The organism is Erysipelatoclostridium sp. An173 (assembly GCF_963931465.1).
In the GTDB taxonomy this organism is placed as follows: domain Bacteria; phylum Bacillota_I; class Bacilli_A; order Erysipelotrichales; family Coprobacillaceae; genus Thomasclavelia; species Thomasclavelia merdavium.
This window is the reverse complement of sequence record NZ_OZ007017.1, coordinates 462544-483780: the sequence shown is the minus strand read 5'-3', so window position 1 is coordinate 483780 and position 21237 is coordinate 462544. Positions and strand designations below refer to the sequence as shown.

Annotated in this window: 30 protein-coding genes and 1 other RNA gene; 6 read left to right on the top strand and 25 right to left on the bottom strand. The window is 32.0% G+C overall.

Annotated elements, in window-relative coordinates; genetic code table 11:
• Nucleotides 1-15: 15 nt before the first annotated feature.
• The 17 genes from ABGT36_RS02470 to ABGT36_RS02390 form a co-directional block, all read right to left on the bottom strand.
• Nucleotides 16-342: a hypothetical protein gene (locus ABGT36_RS02470; protein ID WP_346676612.1), complete on the bottom strand. Its 327-nt coding sequence runs from the start codon at nucleotides 340-342 to the stop codon at nucleotides 16-18.
• A 277-nt stretch (nucleotides 343-619) separates the two neighbouring features.
• Entirely contained in the window at nucleotides 620-973 is a 354-nt protein-coding gene (locus ABGT36_RS02465; protein WP_346676610.1) for a hypothetical protein, read from the bottom strand.
• Complete coding sequence (locus ABGT36_RS02460; protein ID WP_346676608.1) at nucleotides 973-1110, bottom strand: hypothetical protein; 138 nt, start codon at nucleotides 1108-1110, stop codon at nucleotides 973-975. The genes ABGT36_RS02465 and ABGT36_RS02460 overlap by 1 nt, the downstream gene beginning before the upstream one ends.
• A 197-nt stretch (nucleotides 1111-1307) precedes the next feature.
• The gene (locus ABGT36_RS02455; RefSeq protein ID WP_346676606.1) at nucleotides 1308-2726 is read right to left on the bottom strand and encodes a PcfJ domain-containing protein; all 1419 of its coding nucleotides are present in this window, start codon (nucleotides 2724-2726) and stop codon (nucleotides 1308-1310) included.
• Complete coding sequence (locus tag ABGT36_RS02450; RefSeq protein ID WP_346676605.1) at nucleotides 2704-3129, bottom strand: Cas9 inhibitor AcrIIA9 family protein; 426 nt, start codon at nucleotides 3127-3129, stop codon at nucleotides 2704-2706. The genes ABGT36_RS02455 and ABGT36_RS02450 overlap by 23 nt, the downstream gene beginning before the upstream one ends.
• 13 nt (nucleotides 3130-3142) lie before the next feature.
• Entirely contained in the window at nucleotides 3143-3592 is a 450-nt protein-coding gene (locus tag ABGT36_RS02445; protein ID WP_346676603.1) for a RusA family crossover junction endodeoxyribonuclease, read from the bottom strand.
• On the bottom strand, nucleotides 3567-4268 hold the full coding sequence (locus tag ABGT36_RS02440) for a hypothetical protein (RefSeq protein ID WP_346676601.1): 702 nt from the start codon (nucleotides 4266-4268) through the stop codon (nucleotides 3567-3569). Before ABGT36_RS02440 ends, ABGT36_RS02445 begins: the two co-directional genes overlap by 26 nt.
• Nucleotides 4269-4281: 13 nt before the next feature.
• Nucleotides 4282-4758, bottom strand: a complete 477-nt coding sequence (locus ABGT36_RS02435; protein WP_346676599.1) for a hypothetical protein — start codon at nucleotides 4756-4758, stop codon at nucleotides 4282-4284.
• 275 nt (nucleotides 4759-5033) lie between these two features.
• A complete protein-coding gene (locus ABGT36_RS02430) occupies nucleotides 5034-5351 on the bottom strand; it encodes a hypothetical protein (RefSeq protein WP_346676598.1) in 318 nt (105 codons plus the stop codon).
• A gap of 9 nt (nucleotides 5352-5360) precedes the next feature.
• Nucleotides 5361-6209, bottom strand: a complete 849-nt coding sequence (locus ABGT36_RS02425; RefSeq protein ID WP_346676596.1) for a recombinase RecT — start codon at nucleotides 6207-6209, stop codon at nucleotides 5361-5363.
• Nucleotides 6210-6211: 2 nt separating this feature from the next.
• Nucleotides 6212-7621, bottom strand: a complete 1410-nt coding sequence (locus ABGT36_RS02420; RefSeq protein WP_346676595.1) for a DUF1351 domain-containing protein — start codon at nucleotides 7619-7621, stop codon at nucleotides 6212-6214.
• Between the two features lie 12 nt (nucleotides 7622-7633).
• Nucleotides 7634-8323: a lambda-exonuclease family protein gene (locus tag ABGT36_RS02415; protein ID WP_346676594.1), complete on the bottom strand. Its 690-nt coding sequence runs from the start codon at nucleotides 8321-8323 to the stop codon at nucleotides 7634-7636.
• Nucleotides 8317-8478, bottom strand: coding sequence for a hypothetical protein (locus ABGT36_RS02410; RefSeq protein ID WP_346676592.1), 162 nt, complete (start codon nucleotides 8476-8478; stop codon nucleotides 8317-8319). Before ABGT36_RS02410 ends, ABGT36_RS02415 begins: the two co-directional genes overlap by 7 nt.
• Nucleotides 8468-8773: a hypothetical protein gene (locus ABGT36_RS02405; protein ID WP_346676590.1), complete on the bottom strand. Its 306-nt coding sequence runs from the start codon at nucleotides 8771-8773 to the stop codon at nucleotides 8468-8470. The genes ABGT36_RS02410 and ABGT36_RS02405 overlap by 11 nt, the downstream gene beginning before the upstream one ends.
• Before the next feature lie 104 nt (nucleotides 8774-8877).
• Entirely contained in the window at nucleotides 8878-9078 is a 201-nt protein-coding gene (locus ABGT36_RS02400) for a hypothetical protein (RefSeq protein ID WP_346676588.1), read from the bottom strand.
• 187 nt (nucleotides 9079-9265) lie between these two features.
• Nucleotides 9266-9961 (bottom strand): phage regulatory protein/antirepressor Ant, encoded by a 696-nt coding sequence (locus ABGT36_RS02395; RefSeq protein ID WP_346676586.1) that lies wholly within the window; start codon nucleotides 9959-9961, stop codon nucleotides 9266-9268.
• 35 nt (nucleotides 9962-9996) lie between these two features.
• Complete coding sequence (locus ABGT36_RS02390) at nucleotides 9997-10167, bottom strand: hypothetical protein (RefSeq protein ID WP_346676584.1); 171 nt, start codon at nucleotides 10165-10167, stop codon at nucleotides 9997-9999.
• 257 nt (nucleotides 10168-10424) lie between these two features.
• Here ABGT36_RS02390 and ABGT36_RS02385 point away from each other — a divergent pair, with 257 nt between their 5' ends.
• A complete protein-coding gene (locus tag ABGT36_RS02385) occupies nucleotides 10425-10592 on the top strand; it encodes a hypothetical protein (RefSeq protein WP_346676583.1) in 168 nt (55 codons plus the stop codon).
• Here the strand turns inward: ABGT36_RS02385 and ABGT36_RS02380 are convergent, their stop codons facing one another.
• Complete coding sequence (locus ABGT36_RS02380; protein WP_346676582.1) at nucleotides 10593-10751, bottom strand: hypothetical protein; 159 nt, start codon at nucleotides 10749-10751, stop codon at nucleotides 10593-10595. It abuts the gene before it with no gap.
• A gap of 172 nt (nucleotides 10752-10923) precedes the next feature.
• Nucleotides 10924-11121, bottom strand: coding sequence for a helix-turn-helix transcriptional regulator (locus ABGT36_RS02375; protein ID WP_346676580.1), 198 nt, complete (start codon nucleotides 11119-11121; stop codon nucleotides 10924-10926).
• 152 nt (nucleotides 11122-11273) lie between these two features.
• Here ABGT36_RS02375 and ABGT36_RS02370 point away from each other — a divergent pair, with 152 nt between their 5' ends.
• The 4 genes from ABGT36_RS02370 (at nucleotide 11274) to ABGT36_RS02355 (ending at nucleotide 14623) form a co-directional block, all read left to right on the top strand.
• Nucleotides 11274-11723: a helix-turn-helix transcriptional regulator gene (locus ABGT36_RS02370; RefSeq protein ID WP_346676578.1), complete on the top strand. Its 450-nt coding sequence runs from the start codon at nucleotides 11274-11276 to the stop codon at nucleotides 11721-11723.
• A 4-nt stretch (nucleotides 11724-11727) separates the two neighbouring features.
• A complete protein-coding gene (locus tag ABGT36_RS02365; RefSeq protein ID WP_346676576.1) occupies nucleotides 11728-11994 on the top strand; it encodes a hypothetical protein in 267 nt (88 codons plus the stop codon).
• 57 nt (nucleotides 11995-12051) lie between these two features.
• Entirely contained in the window at nucleotides 12052-12924 is an 873-nt protein-coding gene (locus tag ABGT36_RS02360; RefSeq protein WP_346676574.1) for a hypothetical protein, read from the top strand.
• Between the two features lie 160 nt (nucleotides 12925-13084).
• Entirely contained in the window at nucleotides 13085-14623 is a 1539-nt protein-coding gene (locus ABGT36_RS02355; protein ID WP_346676573.1) for a recombinase family protein, read from the top strand.
• On the opposite strand, the gene ssrA is transcribed toward ABGT36_RS02355, so the two are convergent.
• From ssrA to secG, 4 genes are all read right to left on the bottom strand, one after another.
• Nucleotides 14584-14936, bottom strand: a transfer-messenger RNA (tmRNA) gene (gene ssrA, locus ABGT36_RS02350). The genes ABGT36_RS02355 and ssrA overlap by 40 nt on opposite strands.
• A 1-nt stretch (nucleotide 14937) precedes the next feature.
• Nucleotides 14938-15390 carry an SsrA-binding protein SmpB gene (gene smpB, locus ABGT36_RS02345; protein WP_087301621.1) on the bottom strand — a complete coding sequence of 151 codons (453 nt, stop codon included), beginning with the start codon at nucleotides 15388-15390 and terminating at the stop codon, nucleotides 14938-14940.
• A gap of 14 nt (nucleotides 15391-15404) precedes the next feature.
• On the bottom strand, nucleotides 15405-17678 hold the full coding sequence (gene rnr, locus ABGT36_RS02340) for a ribonuclease R (RefSeq protein WP_308698303.1): 2274 nt from the start codon (nucleotides 17676-17678) through the stop codon (nucleotides 15405-15407).
• 52 nt (nucleotides 17679-17730) lie between these two features.
• Complete coding sequence (secG, locus tag ABGT36_RS02335) at nucleotides 17731-17961, bottom strand: preprotein translocase subunit SecG (RefSeq protein ID WP_087301625.1); 231 nt, start codon at nucleotides 17959-17961, stop codon at nucleotides 17731-17733.
• 275 nt (nucleotides 17962-18236) lie between these two features.
• Between secG and ABGT36_RS02330 the strand changes: the two genes are divergently transcribed.
• Nucleotides 18237-19034: an HAD-IIB family hydrolase gene (locus ABGT36_RS02330; RefSeq protein WP_346676571.1), complete on the top strand. Its 798-nt coding sequence runs from the start codon at nucleotides 18237-18239 to the stop codon at nucleotides 19032-19034.
• Nucleotides 19035-19074: 40 nt separating this feature from the next.
• On the opposite strand, the gene ABGT36_RS02325 is transcribed toward ABGT36_RS02330, so the two are convergent.
• The gene (locus ABGT36_RS02325; protein ID WP_087372382.1) at nucleotides 19075-19554 is read right to left on the bottom strand and encodes an N-acetyltransferase; all 480 of its coding nucleotides are present in this window, start codon (nucleotides 19552-19554) and stop codon (nucleotides 19075-19077) included.
• Nucleotides 19547-21223 (bottom strand): MraY family glycosyltransferase, encoded by a 1677-nt coding sequence (locus ABGT36_RS02320; protein ID WP_087372379.1) that lies wholly within the window; start codon nucleotides 21221-21223, stop codon nucleotides 19547-19549. The genes ABGT36_RS02325 and ABGT36_RS02320 overlap by 8 nt, the downstream gene beginning before the upstream one ends.
• Nucleotides 21224-21237 lie beyond the last annotated feature (14 nt).

Below are 21237 nucleotides of genomic sequence, written 5' to 3'. Positions count from 1 at the left end.
CTCACCACCTCCGTCTTATATTTCCATCTTGTCAAACACTTCTACCATTTTAGGAAACTGCATAGCTAACCAGTCCACCATTTCTTCATTGTGAAATTGCATCCTAAAATCAATCCCACTTTCATACAAAAAGGCATGAATTAGTTCATGCCTTATGATTAAATCTTGATATCTTTCTGTATCTTCCTGCTGATCTGAATCAGTATTTTTGGTTACATCAAGAACCCGTATTTTTTTGACTGAATAATCAGTATAACCAACAATTTCTATTGCGTTCATTGTTTCATCACGTTGTGATAAAATTTCAACATCATATTCTGTTCCTAGAATATTTACTTTCATATTTCCAGCTCCTTTGCCGTTCAATATTTCACATAAAGCGACACCAAAAATCATTACCAAGCAGATCAACAAATTAAGGAGGCATATAGGCATTGATGCCGCTTTATCTAAAATAAAAAAGAGCTCGGGTAAGCTCTTCTTTATTGCATTAGTCACTTTCGTATTAATCTAAGGAGAAATTATTTTTGTGAATAGTACCCAAAGAATTTTTAGAAAAAATCACATTAATATAATAGCATATATAAAGTGTTCATTGGTGTTCTTTAGTGTTCATCTTTTATAAAATATTCAATAAATCTATCCCTCTTTTGTGTAGTCTTCGTATCTGAGTAAAACTGTAATTCATCTTAACTGCTATTTCTTTGAAAGTTAAATACTGCAGATATTTATATCCTAACACGGTTTTCGCTCCAGTATCAGGTATCTGATTGATAAGGTCCTCAATTACAAACATCTGATCAATAATTTCTTCTTTTTCAATAAGATACTCATTTGTTGTCTTGTGCCCACCTGCACCACCAGGACCATAGCTAATCGCTTTTACTCCTAGCAGCTGATTATTAATAAACGTAAGCCTATCGTCTTTATCACGATAGGACTTTAAATACTTCACTTTTTCATTGTAATCCATTATAAAAGCTCCTTTAGCTTTAGCTCCATTTTTTTGATATATAATTCTAGTACTGCATAAGCACTTTTGCATCCTTTAAGCGATTCGAGCTGTTCATAACGGTCTAATAAATCTTTCATCAAATCCTGTTTTGTCATTATCTTTCCTCCAATCTATCAAACCTTAACTTTTCTTAACCTTCTTGCTTTTATACGGCACTTGTCCGTTAACAAGTTTCGTTATCAGATCCTCGTGTTTTTCCTGCAAAATATTCGGGTCCTGCTCAGGCCAGAAGCATTCTTTGTATCTGTGTTTTACATTCTTCCAAAGAACGTAACGACCATGATGTTTAATTTTAACCCATTTCATATATTGCACCTTCTTTTCCAACACAAGCACCAGTAAACTTATATTTAGCAGCCCACTGTCTAACAAAATCGATTACCGTTTCACTCGGACTACAGTTATGCTCTCCTCTTAACTGCATTATTTCTTTATCCTTGGATAACTCTAACGTGAAAAACGGTCTATTTGGTTCTTTACACTCTCTTATCAAAAATATATTTGTTTCGCCTTTGGCGTATCTCTCATCATATGTTCTAACACAATGATGTAGTTCTTTGCTTTCATTAACTAAATCTTCAGTTGAATTTGCAGGGGTGATAAGCATACTGCTATTAGTAAATCTATATTTATACAAATCGTTGTTGACCCTAGTGATTATGTCTTGGTCACGCTTCTCCGATCTTTTTATTGTTATTAAATCCTGTAACTCGTCATGTTTGGTTTTCATATCATCAGGATATTTATTTGCATGATTCATTGGTAGTCCCAATTCCTCGCAAAATCGATAGTAGTCACGCACTATGTATGTTGATAAATTTTGTTTTTCGAAATAATCAAGAGTATATTTGCTTAAATTCAAATTTGCATATGGATTTTCTTTTATAATCCTAATAACTAATAATAGATGATTATAAGTAGAAATACTAATAATATTGAATTTATACAAATAATCCTTTACTTCATTAAAAGTTTTGATACTATCCGGTCTTATTTTTCTGAATAGCTTTATATCCCGCTTATCTATTCCCAAAAAATCCAATCCTTTCCGTTTCCATTGAATCTCTCTTGGACATGTATTAAGCAGATAATCTAATCCCATCTTAGAAACCATTTCGAGTTCGTGATGCTTTTCGTATTTTAATAAATAATTGAATATTTCATGATAACCAAACGTGCTGTATTCAAACCCGCTGTATTTATATTCTGTTTGTCTTAGCAATCTGAATAACCCTTCTTCACTATTTAACATATACCAATTTTCATTAATGGTTTGAAGATAGTAACTAGAGATAATTGCCAAATTAAAAGTGCCCTCGTTTCTTACTGTCCATCTTGCTGAACTTTTATCCCTGTAAAAGGGGTAATCATCATAACGCCAAACCTTTATACCCATGTTATTGTAAAGTCTTTTTGTTAACTGTTTAGTGCATCCTGCAAGCTGTCTTTTGACCTCAAAAACTTGTGTTATCTTTTCTTTACTTAGCCAGCACTGGCACACGTAAAATGTTCTGCAAATCAGATTGCCTCTCCAAATTTCAAAAGCAGCAACATAAAAATCATTTACTATTGCATCTTTCTTAGGTCTTTTCCATAATGGATCATCATCGCTGATCATCCAGCGTTTGAATCTGGAAACCGGGTACTGCTTTAATTTCAAGGTTCCCAGTTTCAATAATAGTTCTTTTTTACTCTGGGTTTTCTTCGTCATAGTAATGCACCGCCCATCCAAATACTTCTTTATCTTCAACCATAGCACAACCATCAACAGCCATATTTCTAGCCTTGTTTCTAATAAAAACATTCATTTCTCTGAGACTTTTATTTGGATTTTTCATTTTTTCTTCCATTCCTGGAATTGCGATCAGATAATCATAAATAACTTTTGTGTTTTTATCTGCGTTAGCAAGCTGTTGTTCCAGGCTTTGAACATTGGTTTTCGTACTGCTTTTTGTTTCCTTTTTAGCTGCTGTTTTTTTAGTTTGTTTTGTTTCTTCTTTAACTTCTCTTTCTGCAGCCGCTTCTTTTTCCGGTTTTGTTGGCGCTTCTTTAGATTTTGCTTCCTCTTTCACCATTTCTTCTTTTGGTTCGTTAAGTAAATCCCATAAACTCATAAAAATTTCCTCCTTAGATTTTTGAATTCATTGTTTCTCCGATTTCTTCGATAATCACTTTTAATCTGCTTTCATTGCTCCAGCGCTTTATTGCAACCAGTTCAACCACCTGGGTATCGTCCTGATATGCTACTTTGTTCAAGGCATCAAGAACGACTTTTACAATGTTATCTACATCCGGTTTTTTAGTACATTGGAGCAGATTCATAAGCATTTTAGATTTTTTAACTTTTGAATGACTTCTAGCAACTTCGAGATAGGCGCAAATTTTAATCCTAAGCGACTTTTTAGACAAATATGAGTATTTGCTTATGTAAGCTCTTTTTATCGTTCTCTCGTAATCTAACGTCTTTTTAGGAGTATAGGTGCGACCTTGCCGGGTAAACCGTGGTCTGCCTTTGCCTATTACCTCACCTTCTACTTCGAAGTACATTTTTTTAAATTGACATTGGGTCGAAGTCATCTTCGAATTCCTCAACTGTTTCGTTGATCAATTTATCTTCGTAATCATCTTCTGTTTCGATTTCAGGCTCCTGCTGTATTTCTACTTCTGGATGCTCAAAATCTCGAATATCTGCTTTCTGTTGAACAACTGTTTTACATTCTAAACCGGCAAACATTAGATACATTTCAACGGTCTTGATATCGTCACTTAAACCGTACGATTTTAAAACCAGCGTCTGAGTTACCTGATCAGCAAATATGTCAATATGAGGGAAAGCATTTAAATACTTGATATCTGCATCTTCAAGCCACAGACTTGTTGATGCTACGATTTTAGCAATCTTGTGGTGATCCCCTTTATCTAATTCAATTTTCCACTTACTGTCTTTAAGTAATAAAATCACTTTTTGAAGTATCTGTTCCTGCTGTTCAACAGTAATCGGTCTGTCTTTTCTATCAAGAACATAGTCTCCAGACGGTAGCTGCTTTAATTCATAAAAAGTATCTGACCCGAAATCATAATCATCTATCATCCCGTCGCTTTTGTATTTAAATACTCCATAGTGACTTAATGTTCCGATTACTAATGTTCCTCTATTGCCAACTACGATCGTCTGACCGTTTGATTTTGATATGATTGATTTAAAAATATTCAGAAAAGTCCACAACGACTTCTCGGCTTTGGTTATTTTCATTCGTTATCCTCCTCTATAATCCAAATGTTTTTCTGCAGGTACCGTAATGACAGTTGGCCATGTCCTCATCCCATAGGCACATGATTTCATTCATGGTTGGTCTAGCTTTTAATCTGGCCACCATGCTCATTGCCTTGTCCTTACGTTCTGCCGGGTATTTGAACACTATTTTTTTATCGCTCCAGCTGACAGCAATCTGAATGATCCTCTGTGATGCTGTTGTTTCAACGTCATAAGGATATTCCTGGTATGTGTCATACAGGCTTGGTACGAAATTATCGCTCATGATATGCTGAACGATATCGGTAACGTTAGGAATACGGTCAAGTGTTACCGAAAGTTCTCTAAGTGATCTTTTAGCATCCAGAAAATTAATTTCATTCAGTACATCAAACCAGACATTGATAGTATCAATATCAGCGATTGTCTTTGTTGCTGGAAATAAAATAGCGTAATATTTGATTAGTTTCTTTATTTCACTTTTAGTCATATTTCTAAATTCCTTAAATTTACAAATTTCATAATTTTCTAAAAATCAAATTTTTTTATACACACTACCAACCCCTTAAATCATCCATATGAATGCTCATGCTACTATGCTAGTTATTTAAGTTATCTGTGGGGTGGGTGTCGTTCTTTACGTTCTTATACGTTCTTAACGTTCTTATATATAAGGATGTAATAGAAACCTCGTTTCCATTGAATGGTAATTTCGTTACTATTGAATAGAAACCTCGTTTCCATTGAATGGTAATTTCGTTACTATTACAATCCCTGATATTTTTTAAAATTTACAATCTTAACAATTGTTTTTCCACCTGTTCCTTTGACGGTATAATAGTCAATGCAATTAATGTTTTTTAGGAATTTCATAAATTTTCTTATTGAAGGAAGACTCATATTAAGATCGTCTTTTATAGCTTCTTGAGTTGTTTCAAACGTCCCTGCCTCGTCACCTGAAAACCTGGCATTGAAGAGGCAGTACGTAAACAATTGCCATGCGTACGGATTTTTAAATACTTCCGTCTGCTGTGCTTTCCTATGCAGTTTTATATATCCTTTCGTATCTGCCTCTCTAGCCATACTAAGCTCCTACATTGACATTGGATCAAAGTCATCAAAACTGATTGGATCCTGAACGGTCTGTAATGGTTCTTCTTTAGTTACTGTATTAGCTTCTACAACATCTAAACCACTATCGTTATCAACATAATCTTTTGTACCATCTTCATTGATAACCGCCATGTCTCCATCCATTGCCATTTGCATGTCAATTGACATAATTCCCCACTTGCTGATTAATTGTCTCAGCATGGTTTTATATGCCATTCCATCAAAATCTTTTTCCCAGAATGTATATCCTTTTTTAGCCTGATATCCTTTTGAATATTTAAGTGCATGTGCTTCCATCTTTTCTTTAGACCAGTACATTGTTTTTCTGAATCCGTTGGTATATTCGAACATAGCATAATATCCGATAGTTTTTGCATTCTCCCTCACTAATTCATCATCAATCAAACGTACCTCGATTTCTTCATTTAATGGATCATATCTAATTAATTCACCTTCTTTGATTGCCAACACGTTTAATTTTTTGTATTGTCCGCTTCTAATTGCTAATTGGATATAACCTTTGTACCCTAATTGAAACTGAGCTACTTTCCCGTTTTTCGTGTTGAATGGAACCATGTAGTATTGACCAAGCTGTGGGCTAGGAGAAAGCTTTAATGATTCTCCTAGAAATGCTGCACTTAAAATAGAACTCTGACTACAGTCGCTCAATGCCGGATTATTTGATACAGCACTGACAATCGCAGTAATAAATCTTTGGCCATCCTTTCCGCCTACAATGTTATTTACTTTGCTAACCACTACCGGGCTAGACATGAACTGACTGAATGTCGGTTTGCTTGCTTTTGCTAATTTGCTTTGTACTGCCATATTTATTTAACCTCCATGTATTTAAATGATTTGAATACTTTTGATAATGTTTTTAAACATTTGTTGAATGTAAGAATTGCTTTACAATTACCCTCGAAACGATATGTATAAGCAAAAATCTTATCTTCAGGGACTTTAGCCGGTGCTTCCTGAATCGCTACTGTTACAGCCTTATCATTGGCCTTTGCATATACTTCGCCAGTCTTTTCATCAACAAGAATAGTGGCATTTGTGTTTGGTGCTGCTGCAAGATTATTACCACTGACCTGTTTCAATTCTTCTTGATGACGTTTTTCCGCTTCTTCCTGCTGCTTTTTGAATCGCTCTTCTTTTAATGCATCTTCACGCTTTTGAGCTTCTAAAAGCCCCTCTTTCTGCTTTTTCAAAGCATTGACATCATCTGTGATCAGTTTAGTCACATCACCAAGGTTTTGTCCTGATCTGACTAGAAGATGATACTTGTTTCGATTGAGCAGCTTTTCATCAACACCCGCAATTTGACAGGTGTTAGTGATTGTATTTTCAATCATTTCTATATTCTGTTTCTCAATATTTTGTTGATTAATTAAATCCTGGAACCGCTTATCAACTTCTTCCATGAATTTCTTGTTGCTGCAAGAAATGTTTAACCAGCGTTCGTCGAAGATAAACTTATCTGCAAACTCTTTTGACAGCATGCCTTTATCAACAAGAACTGCCTTTAATTCTTCAATTTTGGCCATCTTTTCTTTACGAGCTTCATCTTTTTTTTGTTGCTCATAAATGTCTACGTTATTAGCAATAGTTTTAGCTGTTGTCTCCAATGCATTAACTACTAAATCGACCTTTTTGCTAAATTCATCAAAAGATTTCATATAGCTGTCTTTTAGCTTTTTCTTTTCATCTTTGATATTTTTAGCGTATCTTCGCAACTCTGGAACAATTCCAGTACCTTTCGCAGTAAAAGATTTATAATTTTCTGCTGTTACTACAACATTTGCTTTTGCTTCAATTGTTGGAATCAATGCAACTAATTCATCAATGTTACTAGGAATAGTGCTGTTTTCAGGCTTATCAGTAACAACTAATGTCATATTACTTTCATTGACGTCGTCAACTTCTTCCACAACTGTTGCATTAGCTTCTAAAATTGCCTGATCATCTACTTTATCCAAAGCTAATTGTTTAACGTCAATTAATTGATATTTACTTGTATCAATGTCCTTTACTGGAGCCCACCAGATGAATCCATCATCTGCACGATATAATACAAAAGTTGAAGTACCTGGATAATTCATTTTTGTAACTGGCTCTTTATTGGCCAGAAAACAATTTTTAATGGCCAGGAATTCGATTACCTGCTCAAATTCCTTTTCATTTGTGATTCTTACTGCTGCGTAACCGCCTAACAGTGCTTGTTTTAAATCATTCAATTTTCTTTCCTCCTAAATTAGTTCTTTATTTCGTTTTTCTAAAAACGGTGGTGGTGTTTTAGTAACTACTTTATTCCAGAACCACCGTTCTGTTTTGATTAATATTTCAATGTCTGCTTCCAGGTCTGCTTTATTTAATTCGACAACACGAGTTTCCTGCTGATTTGACCAAGGAATATCCAAGATTGCATATACAATTGCAAAGTCAAACCCAGTAACATATAGATAATGCAAGACCTGAAAGTAATATGTGATTGGTAGATCATCTTGCTTCCACTTCTTTAACATTGAGACATTCTGTATGGTCGTAGATTTGATTTCTAAGACGCCTTTTTGCCCTGTCTGCTTATTTATAAGTGCTCCATCCAAATTAGCTCTTAGAAAAGGGAACTGCTTACTTGATAAACTGATATTTTTAGTGTCGATAACTTCATATCTATTTCCATACAAGATTTTAAATAACTCAAACATAACTGGTTCTAAAACGTTCCCTTTTTCAATCGCTTCATTTGTAACGAATTCTCTTTTAACTTTTCCAGTCTTTTCTTCCCATAACTCGTATGGAGTGCGATATTGCGATACATTCATCACGATACCAGCATCTGAGCCACCTATACCCTTGCCTCTAAGCTGGTGCCATTGCTCTGTATCTTTAACATAATCAACATAGCAATTACCAAAAAATGTTTCATAATCTACCATTTTTCCAGTTCTTCTCTTAAGGCTTTAATTTTTCTATTGAGTTCTTGAATGTTTTCTCTATCTTCATCATTTAAGAAATCCTTGAACTCAATGATATTTCTTCTGGTCTCAAGAACGTTAATTTCAATCTCTATTGCTTCTCTTTTAGTTCGCATTTTTATTACCACCTTCATAAATGCTTTTCAACAAATAGCTAATTGCTTCACTTTTAGAAATACCAAATTCTGCTTCTAAAGACTTAATGATTTGACAAATCACATCTAATGTCTCGTTAACATTGAAATTACTAATTTCTACAGTAAATTCATTATTAATTTTAGATGCTTTTAAATAGCCATATCTTTTTCTCAAATCATCAACACTTACTTCATGCACTACCACTTTATTTACTTCAGCACCAGCCTCTTTTGCTGCTTTCAAAATAGCTTCTAATAACTTGCTTTTTTCCATTTTCTTATTGATCCTCCTATAATAGTTTTTCTATTACTCCAGCTACAATAAATGCAGCTGTTATAATCATTGCTACGATTGTGAATGCGCCTCTGGCGCTCATCTTATCTAAATTCATTTTTCTCGATCCTTTCAATCAGATGTCTTAATTCGCTTTCAACAAGCCCTGTCACAACGGGATAAACTGATTCATTTTCATCCAGGTAATCACGAGTAAAAGGAAACTTCTCGTAAAGTTCTTTGTGCCGCATGTTCGTAATTTCTTTAATTCTTTTCAATTCATGAATAATTGGTTCTTTTTTCATCTTTGACAACTCCTTCAAAATTACATATAATGTAATTGGTTTTTAATTTTTATTGGTCGTTGTTGGCGCAACGGCCGTTTTTTTGTATAAAAACAGTTCAGAAAGCATCTTTATCAGATATTCAACATCCGCTGAATGCTTAGAAATTGTAACTTTTATGTCTCGCATGATTTTCACCCCCTTTTTTTTAATTAGATAATTCTTTATCCAATAGTTTTTTAATAAAATTGATTCCTCTTTGATAAACTAAAGTCTTAATATTGATTGCTGTATCGCCGCTAGGTTTGGTATATTTTTGTTCGATTACCCTGAAGTATCCACAATCGACATATTTCTGATAAGGTATGTTATTAGCCATCAATACCTTTTTATTTCTCAAAAATTCAAACAGTCTATTTCTTCCATAGCCTGGATAATTCAATACTTTAGCCACTTCACTCATTTGAATAGCTGTTTTACTGCTTGCTACCTGGTCAAAGAACTCTGCCTTTGGTTTCATTTCCTGATTTTCCTCAAGCAATGCATTACATTTTTCTTCAAGATACTTCATTGATTTCTTTACCAAAAACATTGGATCATTCAGCTTGCGCTCCATTTCATTGAATGCCTGAATGTATTTCATTTTCCATTCAAGTGCATCCTTTCCAGTAAATCCCATTGCCAATAACGTAAAACCGTCACGGGTCATAAGATACATTGGGTATTTCTTTCCTCTATTTTCGTAATCAGTTTCATAAAACAAATTTTTCGTGGCACAATTTTGCGCTACCAAATTTTCAATACTTCTAAGAACTGACTTATGCTCTTTTGAAAAATCTTTCGCTACTTGCAAGCTTGTGACTAATAGCTGGTCATTTTCATACTTGATTTCAATTTCATTCATCTAATCACTCCTTGTTTTGATACTCACCTCAGATATTAAATTTTAATATCCAGATCATAATTAATTGAGGCTAAATCATCTGCCAATGATTTGGCTTCTTTTAATAATTCAACTAACCGTTCAGCTTTCTTTACAGCTTCGTCGATTCCTGATACAGAAACATCAACATCAATTGTCGATTTCTTCTTTTCATTTAATTCGTTCACTTTGTTCCCTCCTTTTTTCTACCTTCTTGGCCAGTAGGAACCTGCCATCATTTCACTTCGAAAGGAGGCGTGTAAAAAAGCATTATTGGGATCTTCTGGCTTTGATAATTCACTTAATTAACTGACTGTTATTTTTATAAATGACAGGCTCCTAGTGACCAAGAAAGCTTATTTAGTTTTTTTCTTCACCTCGTGCTATAATTGATTTATCAGCACTGCCATGCTGAAATTCGAATGAAAGCGAGGTGAAAATAATAATGAGTACTAAATTAAATTCTAATTCAGCTATTATTGCTGCAAAAGAATTAACATTAAAAGCAATTGAAAACAATTTAATTATCCCTAATGAAGATCCAAAAGAAACTGCTAAAGACATAGCTGAATTTATGCATACTCTTATGGATGCATTAGAAAATGGCGAATAATTATGAAGTTAATTTTTGAAATGCAGTAATTACATCCGGCAAGATACTTTCAGTTTCAACGCTGGAAGTATCTTTTAATTCATTGCAAATCCACTTAGAAAGTTCTTTAATCACTTTTTCTTTTTCTTCTTTAATTGTTTTATCTAAATCAACACACATAAAATTTCCTCCTTTATTCGATTATTCCTTCTATACTTTTTAAATCCATTTTTATGACTTCTAACAACACTTCTGTGTTTGATGTTGATGAAACATCAATGCTATGATTTAAATGGTCGATGATTAAAAAATATTTTGTTCCATTTTAACGGCACATTATTTTTAAAAAAAATTAACTTCTTGTAAATTTTATTTTTTCAAAAGGAATATTTACATACTTTGCAAAACATAATGCTTCATCAACATAAAATCTTGTTTCACCTTTTTCTTTATTTATATAGGTATTTTCACTTAATCCAAGAAGTTGTGCCATTTTCGTCTGTGAAATTTTTGCTAAACGTCTAGCTTGCTCTACTGTATATTTTTCCATCTAATCCTCCTTTCTCTTGTGCCGTTTATATGGCACATAAACAATATAACACCATTTTAATTTTTATGCAACATTTTTTTGGCACATTTCAATTTTTTATTATTGTAATGTCCCATTTTTTTGGTATAATTGTAATTAAAGAAGGTGAGATAATGGCTAAAATTGATATGATGCTATACAAAGAAATAGGCAAAATTTTAAAAAGAGAAAGATTACACAAAGAAATAAGTCTAGACCAACTTGTTGACAAAATTAATGGCATCAAAACTAAAAGCACATTAAAAAGATATGAAGATGGAAAATCGCGAATAGATATGGATATTTTACCTATCGTATGTGAAGCATTAAATATCAATTATGTAGATGTAATAAAAGAAGCGGAAAATGAGGTTAATTTTCACAATTCAAAAAATACAAGTCTTGGCGATTATAATGAGAACGTAGAATATTTAAAAGACAAACCGGAACTATTGGAACTTTACAAAGAAATAGTTGCTAACGATCAGCTGGTTTTACTTTTTGATAAAGCGAGAAAATTAAGTCCTCAAGACTTAGAACAAATACTTAAAATCATCGATACATTCAATAAAGAAACGATGTGATTTTATGGATTTTGAAGACTTTTTAAGATTTCATAACATAAATCTTAATTATGTCAATATACCCTCTGCAGTTAGAGGATTTGCATATTACAACGGCTGTAGCTATCTGGTTGCTATAAATTCAAAATACAGCCGTGAACAGAATATAAAAACCACTGCTCATGAACTCATTCACATATTTAAAAATCATTTTTTCTGTCAAAAAGAGGATGAAGAAGAATGTGAAGAAGAAGTTGAGCAAATTATCAGAGAATTAAAAAATAAATTTTAATCTGGTAAACACACTAAACAGTGTTTATATAAAATATTATATAGGGAAGGGATAAAGATGGAAAAGAAAAAACTAACATGGTGGAAAATTATTGGAATATTAGTATTGTTGCCGTTTATAATAATGTATTTTATTTTTAAATACATTTACAAATTTTATAAATCAGAGAAATTCAATAAAAAGCAAAAAATTCTTATAAGCGCTGCAGTCTTTGTGGGAATATGCTTATTAGGTGTTATTAGTTCAATAACGCGTGGTCCTGAATTGGAAAGTGTTTCTATCGATAATATAGAATTATATAAAGGCGAATCGAAAAAAATAGATTTCAATATTACACCAGATGATGCAAATATTGATAGTTATACATTCAAAGATTATGATCATGAAATTATTTCATTTGAAGATAATAAATTGACAGCTTTAAAAAGTGGAACTACCGAAGTAGTATGTGAACTAGCCGATGCACATTCCAATAAAATTAAATCCAACACATTTAAAGTTACTGTAAATCTAACGGAGGAACAAATTGCCGAAGAAAATGCAAAAGCTGCAGAAAAAGCAGCAAAAGAAGCTGAAGAAGCAGCCAAAAAAGCCGCCGAAGAGCAGAAAAAGCTAGAAGAAAAAAGAAACACTATTTCTACAAGTGAAGCTACTTCTATTAAACAATACTGTAAGGATATAATAGATAGTATATTAAAAGCACCCTCAACTGCTGAATATCCTGGTGGTTGGCTTGATCCACTAGAAGGATGGAACATGACAAAAAATAACAATTTGGTTACAGTTTCTTCGTATGTTGATGCTCAAAATAGCTTTGGTGCACAAATACGTTCAGAATTCATTATTCAAATACAAATGCAAGATGATGGAACCGGAAAAGCTACTTATGTACAATTTGATGGAGAAGTGATTTCTGGCACTTATCAATAATTTACAGCAAAATAAAAAACCACCCTACGCCAATAGGATGGTCAAAGTGATACTGCAATATCACTTAATATAAAAGACTCTCTCAAAAGTCCTTTTACGTACTCAATTTTACCATAAGAGCACGTTCAAGGCAAATAATAAGAAAGGACGTGTTTTTATTATGCAAATAAACAACGTAGTAGCATATTGCAGATTTAGTAGTGATAATCAAAGAAGTGAAAGTATTGATGCTCAAATAAGAGCAATTAAAGATTACTGTAGAAAAAATAGATATGTTTTGACTCATATTTACCGTGATGAAGCTCTATCTGGTACTAGCGATAAGCGGGATCAGTTCCAGCAGATGATTGAAGATTCTAAAGATGGTTTATTTAATGCTGTAATTGTCCATAAATTAGATAGATTTGCTAGAAACCGTTATGATAGTGCGATTTATAAAAAGAAATTGAAAGATAATGGAGTTGCTGTTCTATCAGTATTAGAAAACCTGGATGATACTCCAGAAAGCATCATATTAGAAAGTGTTCTTGAGGGTATGAATGAATATTATTCTAAAAATCTTGCAAGAGAAGTAAAAAAAGGATTGAACGAAAATGCAATCAAATGTATTCATAATGGAGGAATTCCACCTTTGGGATACAATGTTACTGATGATCAACATTATTCAATCAATGAAAAAGAAGCGGCTGCAGTACGCTTGATATTCAAAATGTATAGTGAAAATTATGGTTACAGACTAATAGCTGATAAATTAAATGAACTTGGTTTCAAAACCAAATTAGGCCGTAATTTTAGCGTATCATCTCTTCATGATATTATCGCAAATGAAAAATACAGAGGTGTATATGTCTGGAATAAAAGAAAATCTAAAAAAACTGGCAATCATATTTATAAAAACGATGATGAAATAGTAAAAGTTGAAGGTGGTATGCCACGTATTATTGATGATGATTTATTTTTTAAATGTCAAGAGATTAAAAATAAAAAAATTAAACCTCGAAGACATTCTAAGCATGAATATATACTGACTGGAAAAGTTTATTGCGGTAAATGTGGGTTTGCATATTGCGGTAGCAGCAGCTATAGAAACAAAAATAATACAATGACTTATAATTACTGCTGTATGAATAGAAAAAATAACAAGCAGTGTGATAATAAAGCAATAAATGCAGATAAGTTGGAATTTGCTGTATTAGAAGCTATAAAAGATAATCTTTTAAATGATGAAGCAATTAAAATTATTGCTGATAAGATGAACAGCTATATAAAAAACAAAACTAGTGGCGTTGATAAAGAACAGATTTCTAAATTGCATAGAGAATTAGATAATATTGAAACTAAACAAGAAAGATTATTGGATTTATATCTAGATAACAAATTATCTATAGATAGCTTAAATAAAAAATCCGATGTATTGAATCAGGAAAAATCGATAATAAAAAATAAACTGGAAGAATTAGAAAAAAATGATTATATTAGCTTTGATATTTCTGAAATAATAAGTTTTTTAAATGAAATGAAAAGTAAACTAGACAGTTCTGATCAAAAAATAAAAAGAACGCTTATTGAAGCGTTCGTATATAAAGTACTTATCAATCAGGATGATGTTGATATCCAACTATATCTAGACAATCTAATTGATAAAACCTGCGATAATATTGGTGGAGATGAGGGGAATCGAACCCCTGTCCAAGCATAATCCCTCCAAAGCGTCTACAGTTTATCTCATTGAATAAATTTAATTAGGCTACAATCAATGAGCAATTTTCCACCTAACGAGCTTATAAGATTTTCGTAACAGTTACCTAAGCTATAACTGCTACTATCCTATGAGTTATGATACCAGCTATTTAATTATAGGCACATTAAACAGTGGCAGCTTTCATGTCTATGTCGACTAAGCGAAAGCGTAATTAGTTTGTCTGTTTCCAGTTATTTTTTTGATGCATTTAACGAATGCCTTCGACTGCAGCTAAGGTCAGACATATACCTGTCGAACCCAGGACATCCCCATTAATAATTCTTAAGAGCTCGCTGGATTTCTCTTTTAGAATCACGTTCTTTAATATCTTGACGTTTATCATAAAGTTTTTTACCACGAGCTATTGCAATTTCTAATTTGGCTTTACTGCCTGTATTAAAGTATAACTTAGTTGGAACAACTGTCAAGCCTCCTTCTTTTATTTTATTAGAAATTTTTAAAATTTCTTTTTTATGTAAAAGAAGTTTACGATTACGTCTTGGCTCATGATTAAAACGATTGCCATGACTATAAGGAGAAATGTGCATATTTTCTACAAAAGCTTCATTATCTTTAATTCTGATAAAAGCATCTTTTAAATTGACGTTACCTAAACGTACTGATTTAATTTCAGTACCTTTAAGTTCAATTCCTGCTTCATATGTATCTAAAATAAAATAATCATGATATGCTTTTTTGTTATTAGAAATAATTTTCATAGCCATTTCTCCTTTTTTTATTAACGACGTTTTCTTACTTTCTTTTTTCCTTTATAACGACTACGATTGCGTCTTGCAAATTCTGGTTCTTCATGTCGTTTTCTATGACGAAATGAATCGTTGCGTCGTTTTTTACGTTCACTGTCACTTCGCTTATTTATTATAACAGTTTTTCTAGGTTTTTTGTTAGATTTTATACCAACAATTTCAAAATCCACTGTTCGATCTTTTTTAGATGCACTAGCTACTCTGACTTTTACTCGATCAGACATCTTAAATACTTTACCATTTCTTTGACCAACATAACGTAAGTTACGTTCATCATAATAGTAAAAATCATCGGTTAAATCTGTAACATGAACTAAACCATCAATTGTATTATCAAGTTCTACAAAGAAACCAAAATTAGTAATTGAAGTTATTGTTCCTTCAAATTCTTCACCTAAATGCTTTTCCATGTATTCAGCCATTTTCATATCATCAACTTCGCGTTCGATATCAATTGCTTCACGTTCCCGATATGAAGTTTGTTCAGCGATTTCTGGCATTAGTTCTTGATAATAGCGAATAGTCTTTTTATCTACAGTATTTTCAAAAATAAATCTTCTAATCATCCGATGGACAATTAAATCAGGATAACGTCTAATTGGTGATGTAAAGTGCGTATAAAACTCATCAGCTAGACCAAAATGTCCTAAACATTGTTCATCATAACGAGCCTTTTGCATACATCTAAGCAATAAAGTAGATATAATTGTATGCTCTGGTGTGTCTTTACTTGCTTCTATAATAGCACTTAATTCATTAGGATAAACATTTTCAAGTGAACCTTTAATAGTATAACCTAATGTTTTAGCAACATTTGCAAACTGCAACAATTTTTCTGGTTTAGGATTTTCATGAACCCGATATAAAAACGGTAACTCTAACCAATAAAAATGTTCAGCAATAGTTTCATTAGCCAGCAACATAAATTCTTCAATAATATGTTCACCAATTCCTCGTTGTCTTAATACAACATCAATTGGATTACCACGGTTATCAACGATTACTTTAGCTTCCTTAGCATCAAAATCTATTGCACCACGTTTAAAACGTTTCTTTTGTAATATCGATGCTAATTCTTCCATCAAGAAAAATAAATCTTTAACATGACTATATTGTAATTGCATAGCTTGATCATTAGCTAAAATACGATTTACATTAGTATAAGTCATACGCTCTGTTGAGTTAATAACTGATGGTACAATTTCATGATCAACAACTTTTCCTTCAGAATCAACTTCCATAAAACAAGAAATAGTTAGACGATCTACATGAGGATTTAAAGAACAAATACCATTAGATAATTTATGCGGTAACATTGGAATAACTCGATCAACCAAATATATTGATGTTCCTCTTGCAAATGCTTCTTTATCTAAAGGTGTACCCTCACCAACATAATAAGAAACATCGGCAATATGCACCCCTAAATAATAATTACCATTATCTAATTTCTTTAATGAAATAGCATCATCTAAGTCTTTTGCATCTTCACCGTCAATAGTTACGATAACTTCATTTCTTAAATCCACGCGACCATCTAAATCATCTGCAGTGACACTATCTTTAATATCACTGATTTGATCAAAAACAACTTGTGGAAATTCTACTGGTGCATCATGTTCATAAACTACTGATAAAACATCAATTCCCGGATCATTTCGATGTCCTAGAACTTTGACAATATCACCTTTTAAATATGGTTTATAAACTTTAATTTCAACAACAACTTTATTTCCTACTACTGCTCCATGTAAATGAGCATGATCAACAAAAATAGGATTTTTAAATAAACGATCATCTACTTCAACATAGCATTCTCGTTTTCCTTTTTTAACTTCACCAACAAATCTGGTTTGACCACGACTAACGACTTTTACAATCGTTCCTTCAGGTTTTTTGTCATCACCACTTTTAGTTATCTCAACTAAAACAGTATCTTTATTAAAGGCATCTTTCAAACCACTTTGTGGAATAAAAATATCTTTTTCCTGATTTTCAACAGTTACAAAACCATATCCTTGTTTATTAAGGGTCAATGTTCCTAATACCATACCAAATTGATTAGGTAAATAATAATGATTGTACTTATTACGAACTACTAAACCTTCATCTTCAAGTTCATTTAATGTTTTTACCAGTTTAACGAACTGTTCACTGCTTTGATAATTCAATTTAGCAGCAATTAAGTCAATCGAACGCTCTAAATAACTATTATCCTTCAATAAAGCTAATATTTCCTCTTTCATAGTTTCACCTCCTCCTTTCTTGAAAATAAAAATAGGACCTTAGCCCTATTAATTATGACATTCGTAAAATGATTGCAATTACAAAGAATACAATCGCTAATCCAGCAGTAACTCTTGTTAAAATCAATTCCGCTCCTCTTTCTTTTTGATGAGCAAATAAATTTGAACTTTGTCCTGTTAAAGCATTAACAATTCCATCAGACTTACCACTTTGTAATAAACATAATATAATAAGTGCTATCGATACAGCAACTAATATTCCATTTAAAACAGTTTCAAACATAATATGCCTCCTAATAGATACTTTGATACATTGCTAAAACATAATAACATATTTTTTTTCAAAAAACAATGATTTACTGATTACTTTGTTCGCTGACATCAATCATTTTTAACTTCCTTCATTACCTCTTCACTCTTTTTAATTAAATGCATTAATTTAAAGTACTACAATAGCTTAACTAATGGTTATTTCAAAATCAGGAAACTATCATCATTGTATTTAAATTTTTGTTATAATAATTATCAAAAGTAGTAGCTACTATAAGGAGAAACCAAATGAAAAAAATTGCTTTTTTTGATATTGATGGAACAATGATCAATGTTCCTAATAATATTATACACCCAACTAGTGAGACAATGCGCGTTTTAAATGAATTTAAACAACAAAAAAATTATATTGTTGTAGCTACGGCTAGAGGAAGTGTCCCTAGTAGTATCCAGGACATTGATTTTGATGGCTATATTTTCAATGATGGCCATTATATTATTTTTAATAATCAAGTATGGATCGATGATATTTTTACTAAAGATGAAATAGCTAAACAAATGGCTGCTTATAAAAAATACGATGGCAAAAGTATGTTTGGTGGTCATGAACTATCCTGGTGTGCTTGCCCAGATGATCCAATGGTAACTAATCATCGTAAAATGTTCTCAGGAACCAGCGCTCGTCCTGCTAATTTAATTGAAAAATTTGAAATTGAAGATGTTGAAGCAATATCATGTTGTGTATTATTTAAAACAATCGAACAATTACAAGCTTGTTATGATGAATTAAAAGAAGATTTTACAATAGTACCATATTATACCGGACTAATTCGAATGGACGTTTATAAAAAAGGCTTTACTAAAGGAACTGCATGTAAATACATGTTTGAAAAATTAGGTATTCCAAAAGAAAACAGTTATGCTTTTGGTGATGGTATCAATGATAAAGAAATGCTTCAGCTTGTTGGTCATGGTATTGCAATGGGTAATGCCATTGATGAAATTAAAGTAATTAGTGATGATATTACTGATAGTGTTGATAACGATGGTATTGCCAAAGCATTTTATAAATATTTTAAAATCTAGTCAAAAACACCTCTTATTTAACATACGAGGTGTTTTATAATTATAAATTTCGTTGTAAAACAATAACATCTAAATCGCGATACTTACTGCAGCCAATTTTTTCAAATCCTAAACTGTGCCAAAAAGCTAATCCTTTTTGATTATCTTTAATACATGCTAGTTGAATCAAATCAAATTGCTGGCATTTTTCATCAATAAATTTATTAATAATTTTCGTTCCAAGTCCTGTTCTTTGTTTATTCTGATCGACTAAAAATAAACCAATCCAGACACATTTTTGATCATGAATCATCGAATAACGATATCCTTTTTGATAATCAATAATTGAAACTAAACTATCATCATCAAATACTTTATAGACAACATGATCATTTTGATCAAAACCATCAGGAGCATGCATGTCATTTATCAAATACTCTTTAGTAGGTGTAAGTTTTTCTATTTGATAATAATCAGTTTGTCGTTGATGAAAAGCACACAACTGCTCATCAACTACCTTTACCAATTCAAATCTAAGCATTATCAACACCTACCACATAATAACGATTACTATCATAAACCATGACGATATTAGCACTTGTAGGAAGCTGCTGATCTTCAACATTATATTCTAAAGAAATCAATACATTATAATAATCATTATCCTCTAATCCTTCAATTACAACTTTTGAAGGTGAATAAGAAATAATTTCATAATTAGTTACTTCTAAATTCGGATAAGTATCCCGATATAAATAAAATGATTTCAACGCAAATGAATTAAATTCACTTTGCAAACTAGGGTAAATATAATCAATACCACCTACTTGATTTTCTTCTTTATCATTTAACGTAAAATAATCAACTGCAAAATATGATGCTGCTAACTGACACTCTTCACTGCTTAAACCACTTTGAAAAGCACGATCTAAACGATTATAAATATCACTCAATATTTCATTAGAATCACTTTGACTATATGGTGTTGCAACATACTGGGCTGGATTTTCAATTGTAGTACTAGGATAGAAATATGTACTTACTGCAAAAATAACCGCACCTAAACAAATAATAACCATAAAACGATCAAATATTTTTCTACGTTCGCTTCTTTTAGCTCGATAACGTTCTAGATGTTTAATCTTAGGTAAATTATCGCTTTTTAAGAAAATATTAATAATCGTTAATACTGGTTTATATTTTCGACTAACCATATTAGTCATTTCGATAAATAATTCAAAAATAAACATTAAAATAATAAACATCAGGGTTCCTAAAGCTGAATCATAATAAAAAATATATGATGTTAATGAAAATAAAAAAGTAACCCCATATAAAACTAAAACACTTTTACGATGTCCTAATTTTAATTTAAACATTAAATTATGATGTAAATGCGCTCGGTCGGCTTCACTGAACTTTTTATGATGAACTTTACGACGAACTATTGCTATCAATGTATCCATAATTGGCACCATTAATACAACGATCGGTGCCCCTAAAGTAAAAAACGTAGAAACATTGTAACCAAATCCTAGTAATGAAATTACCGAAATCATAAAACCGATATATAAAGAACCACAATCCCCTAAAAAAACTTTAGCTGGATGGAAATTATAAAACAAAAAGCCCATAATAGCACCGGCTAATAATAATGATAATGAGGCAATATCAGTTCGACCACTAGTATATGAAGTCATCGAAATTGTAAACAAGACAATAATTGATATACCTGAAGATAAGCCATCTAAACCATCTATTAAATTAATCGCATTCGTAATTCCCACGATCCATATAACAGTAATAATTCCAGGAATAACTGGAACTAAATTGCTAGGCAGATTATCAAAACCTTTTAAATAAATATTACCATGAACAATAACGATCAAAGCAGCTGCTATTTCAACTATTAATTTAGTTTTCGGTGATAGATCATAAACATCGTCTAATAACCCAACGAAAAAAACTAAAAAGCCAGCAATTAAAATAGCATTGATCTGCGGATCTGTTTTTAAAAAAATAACCGATCCAATTAATGAACTTATATATATTGCATAACCGCCTATTCGGGGGACGTCTACTTTATGAACTGTTCTTTCATTTTTATGAGCTACAATTCCAAGCTGGGCCCCTGCTTTCATAACAATAGGAACTAGGATAGCGGAAATAACCATTGTAACAACAAATGACATTATTATACTTAGATTCATCTTTTCACCAACCT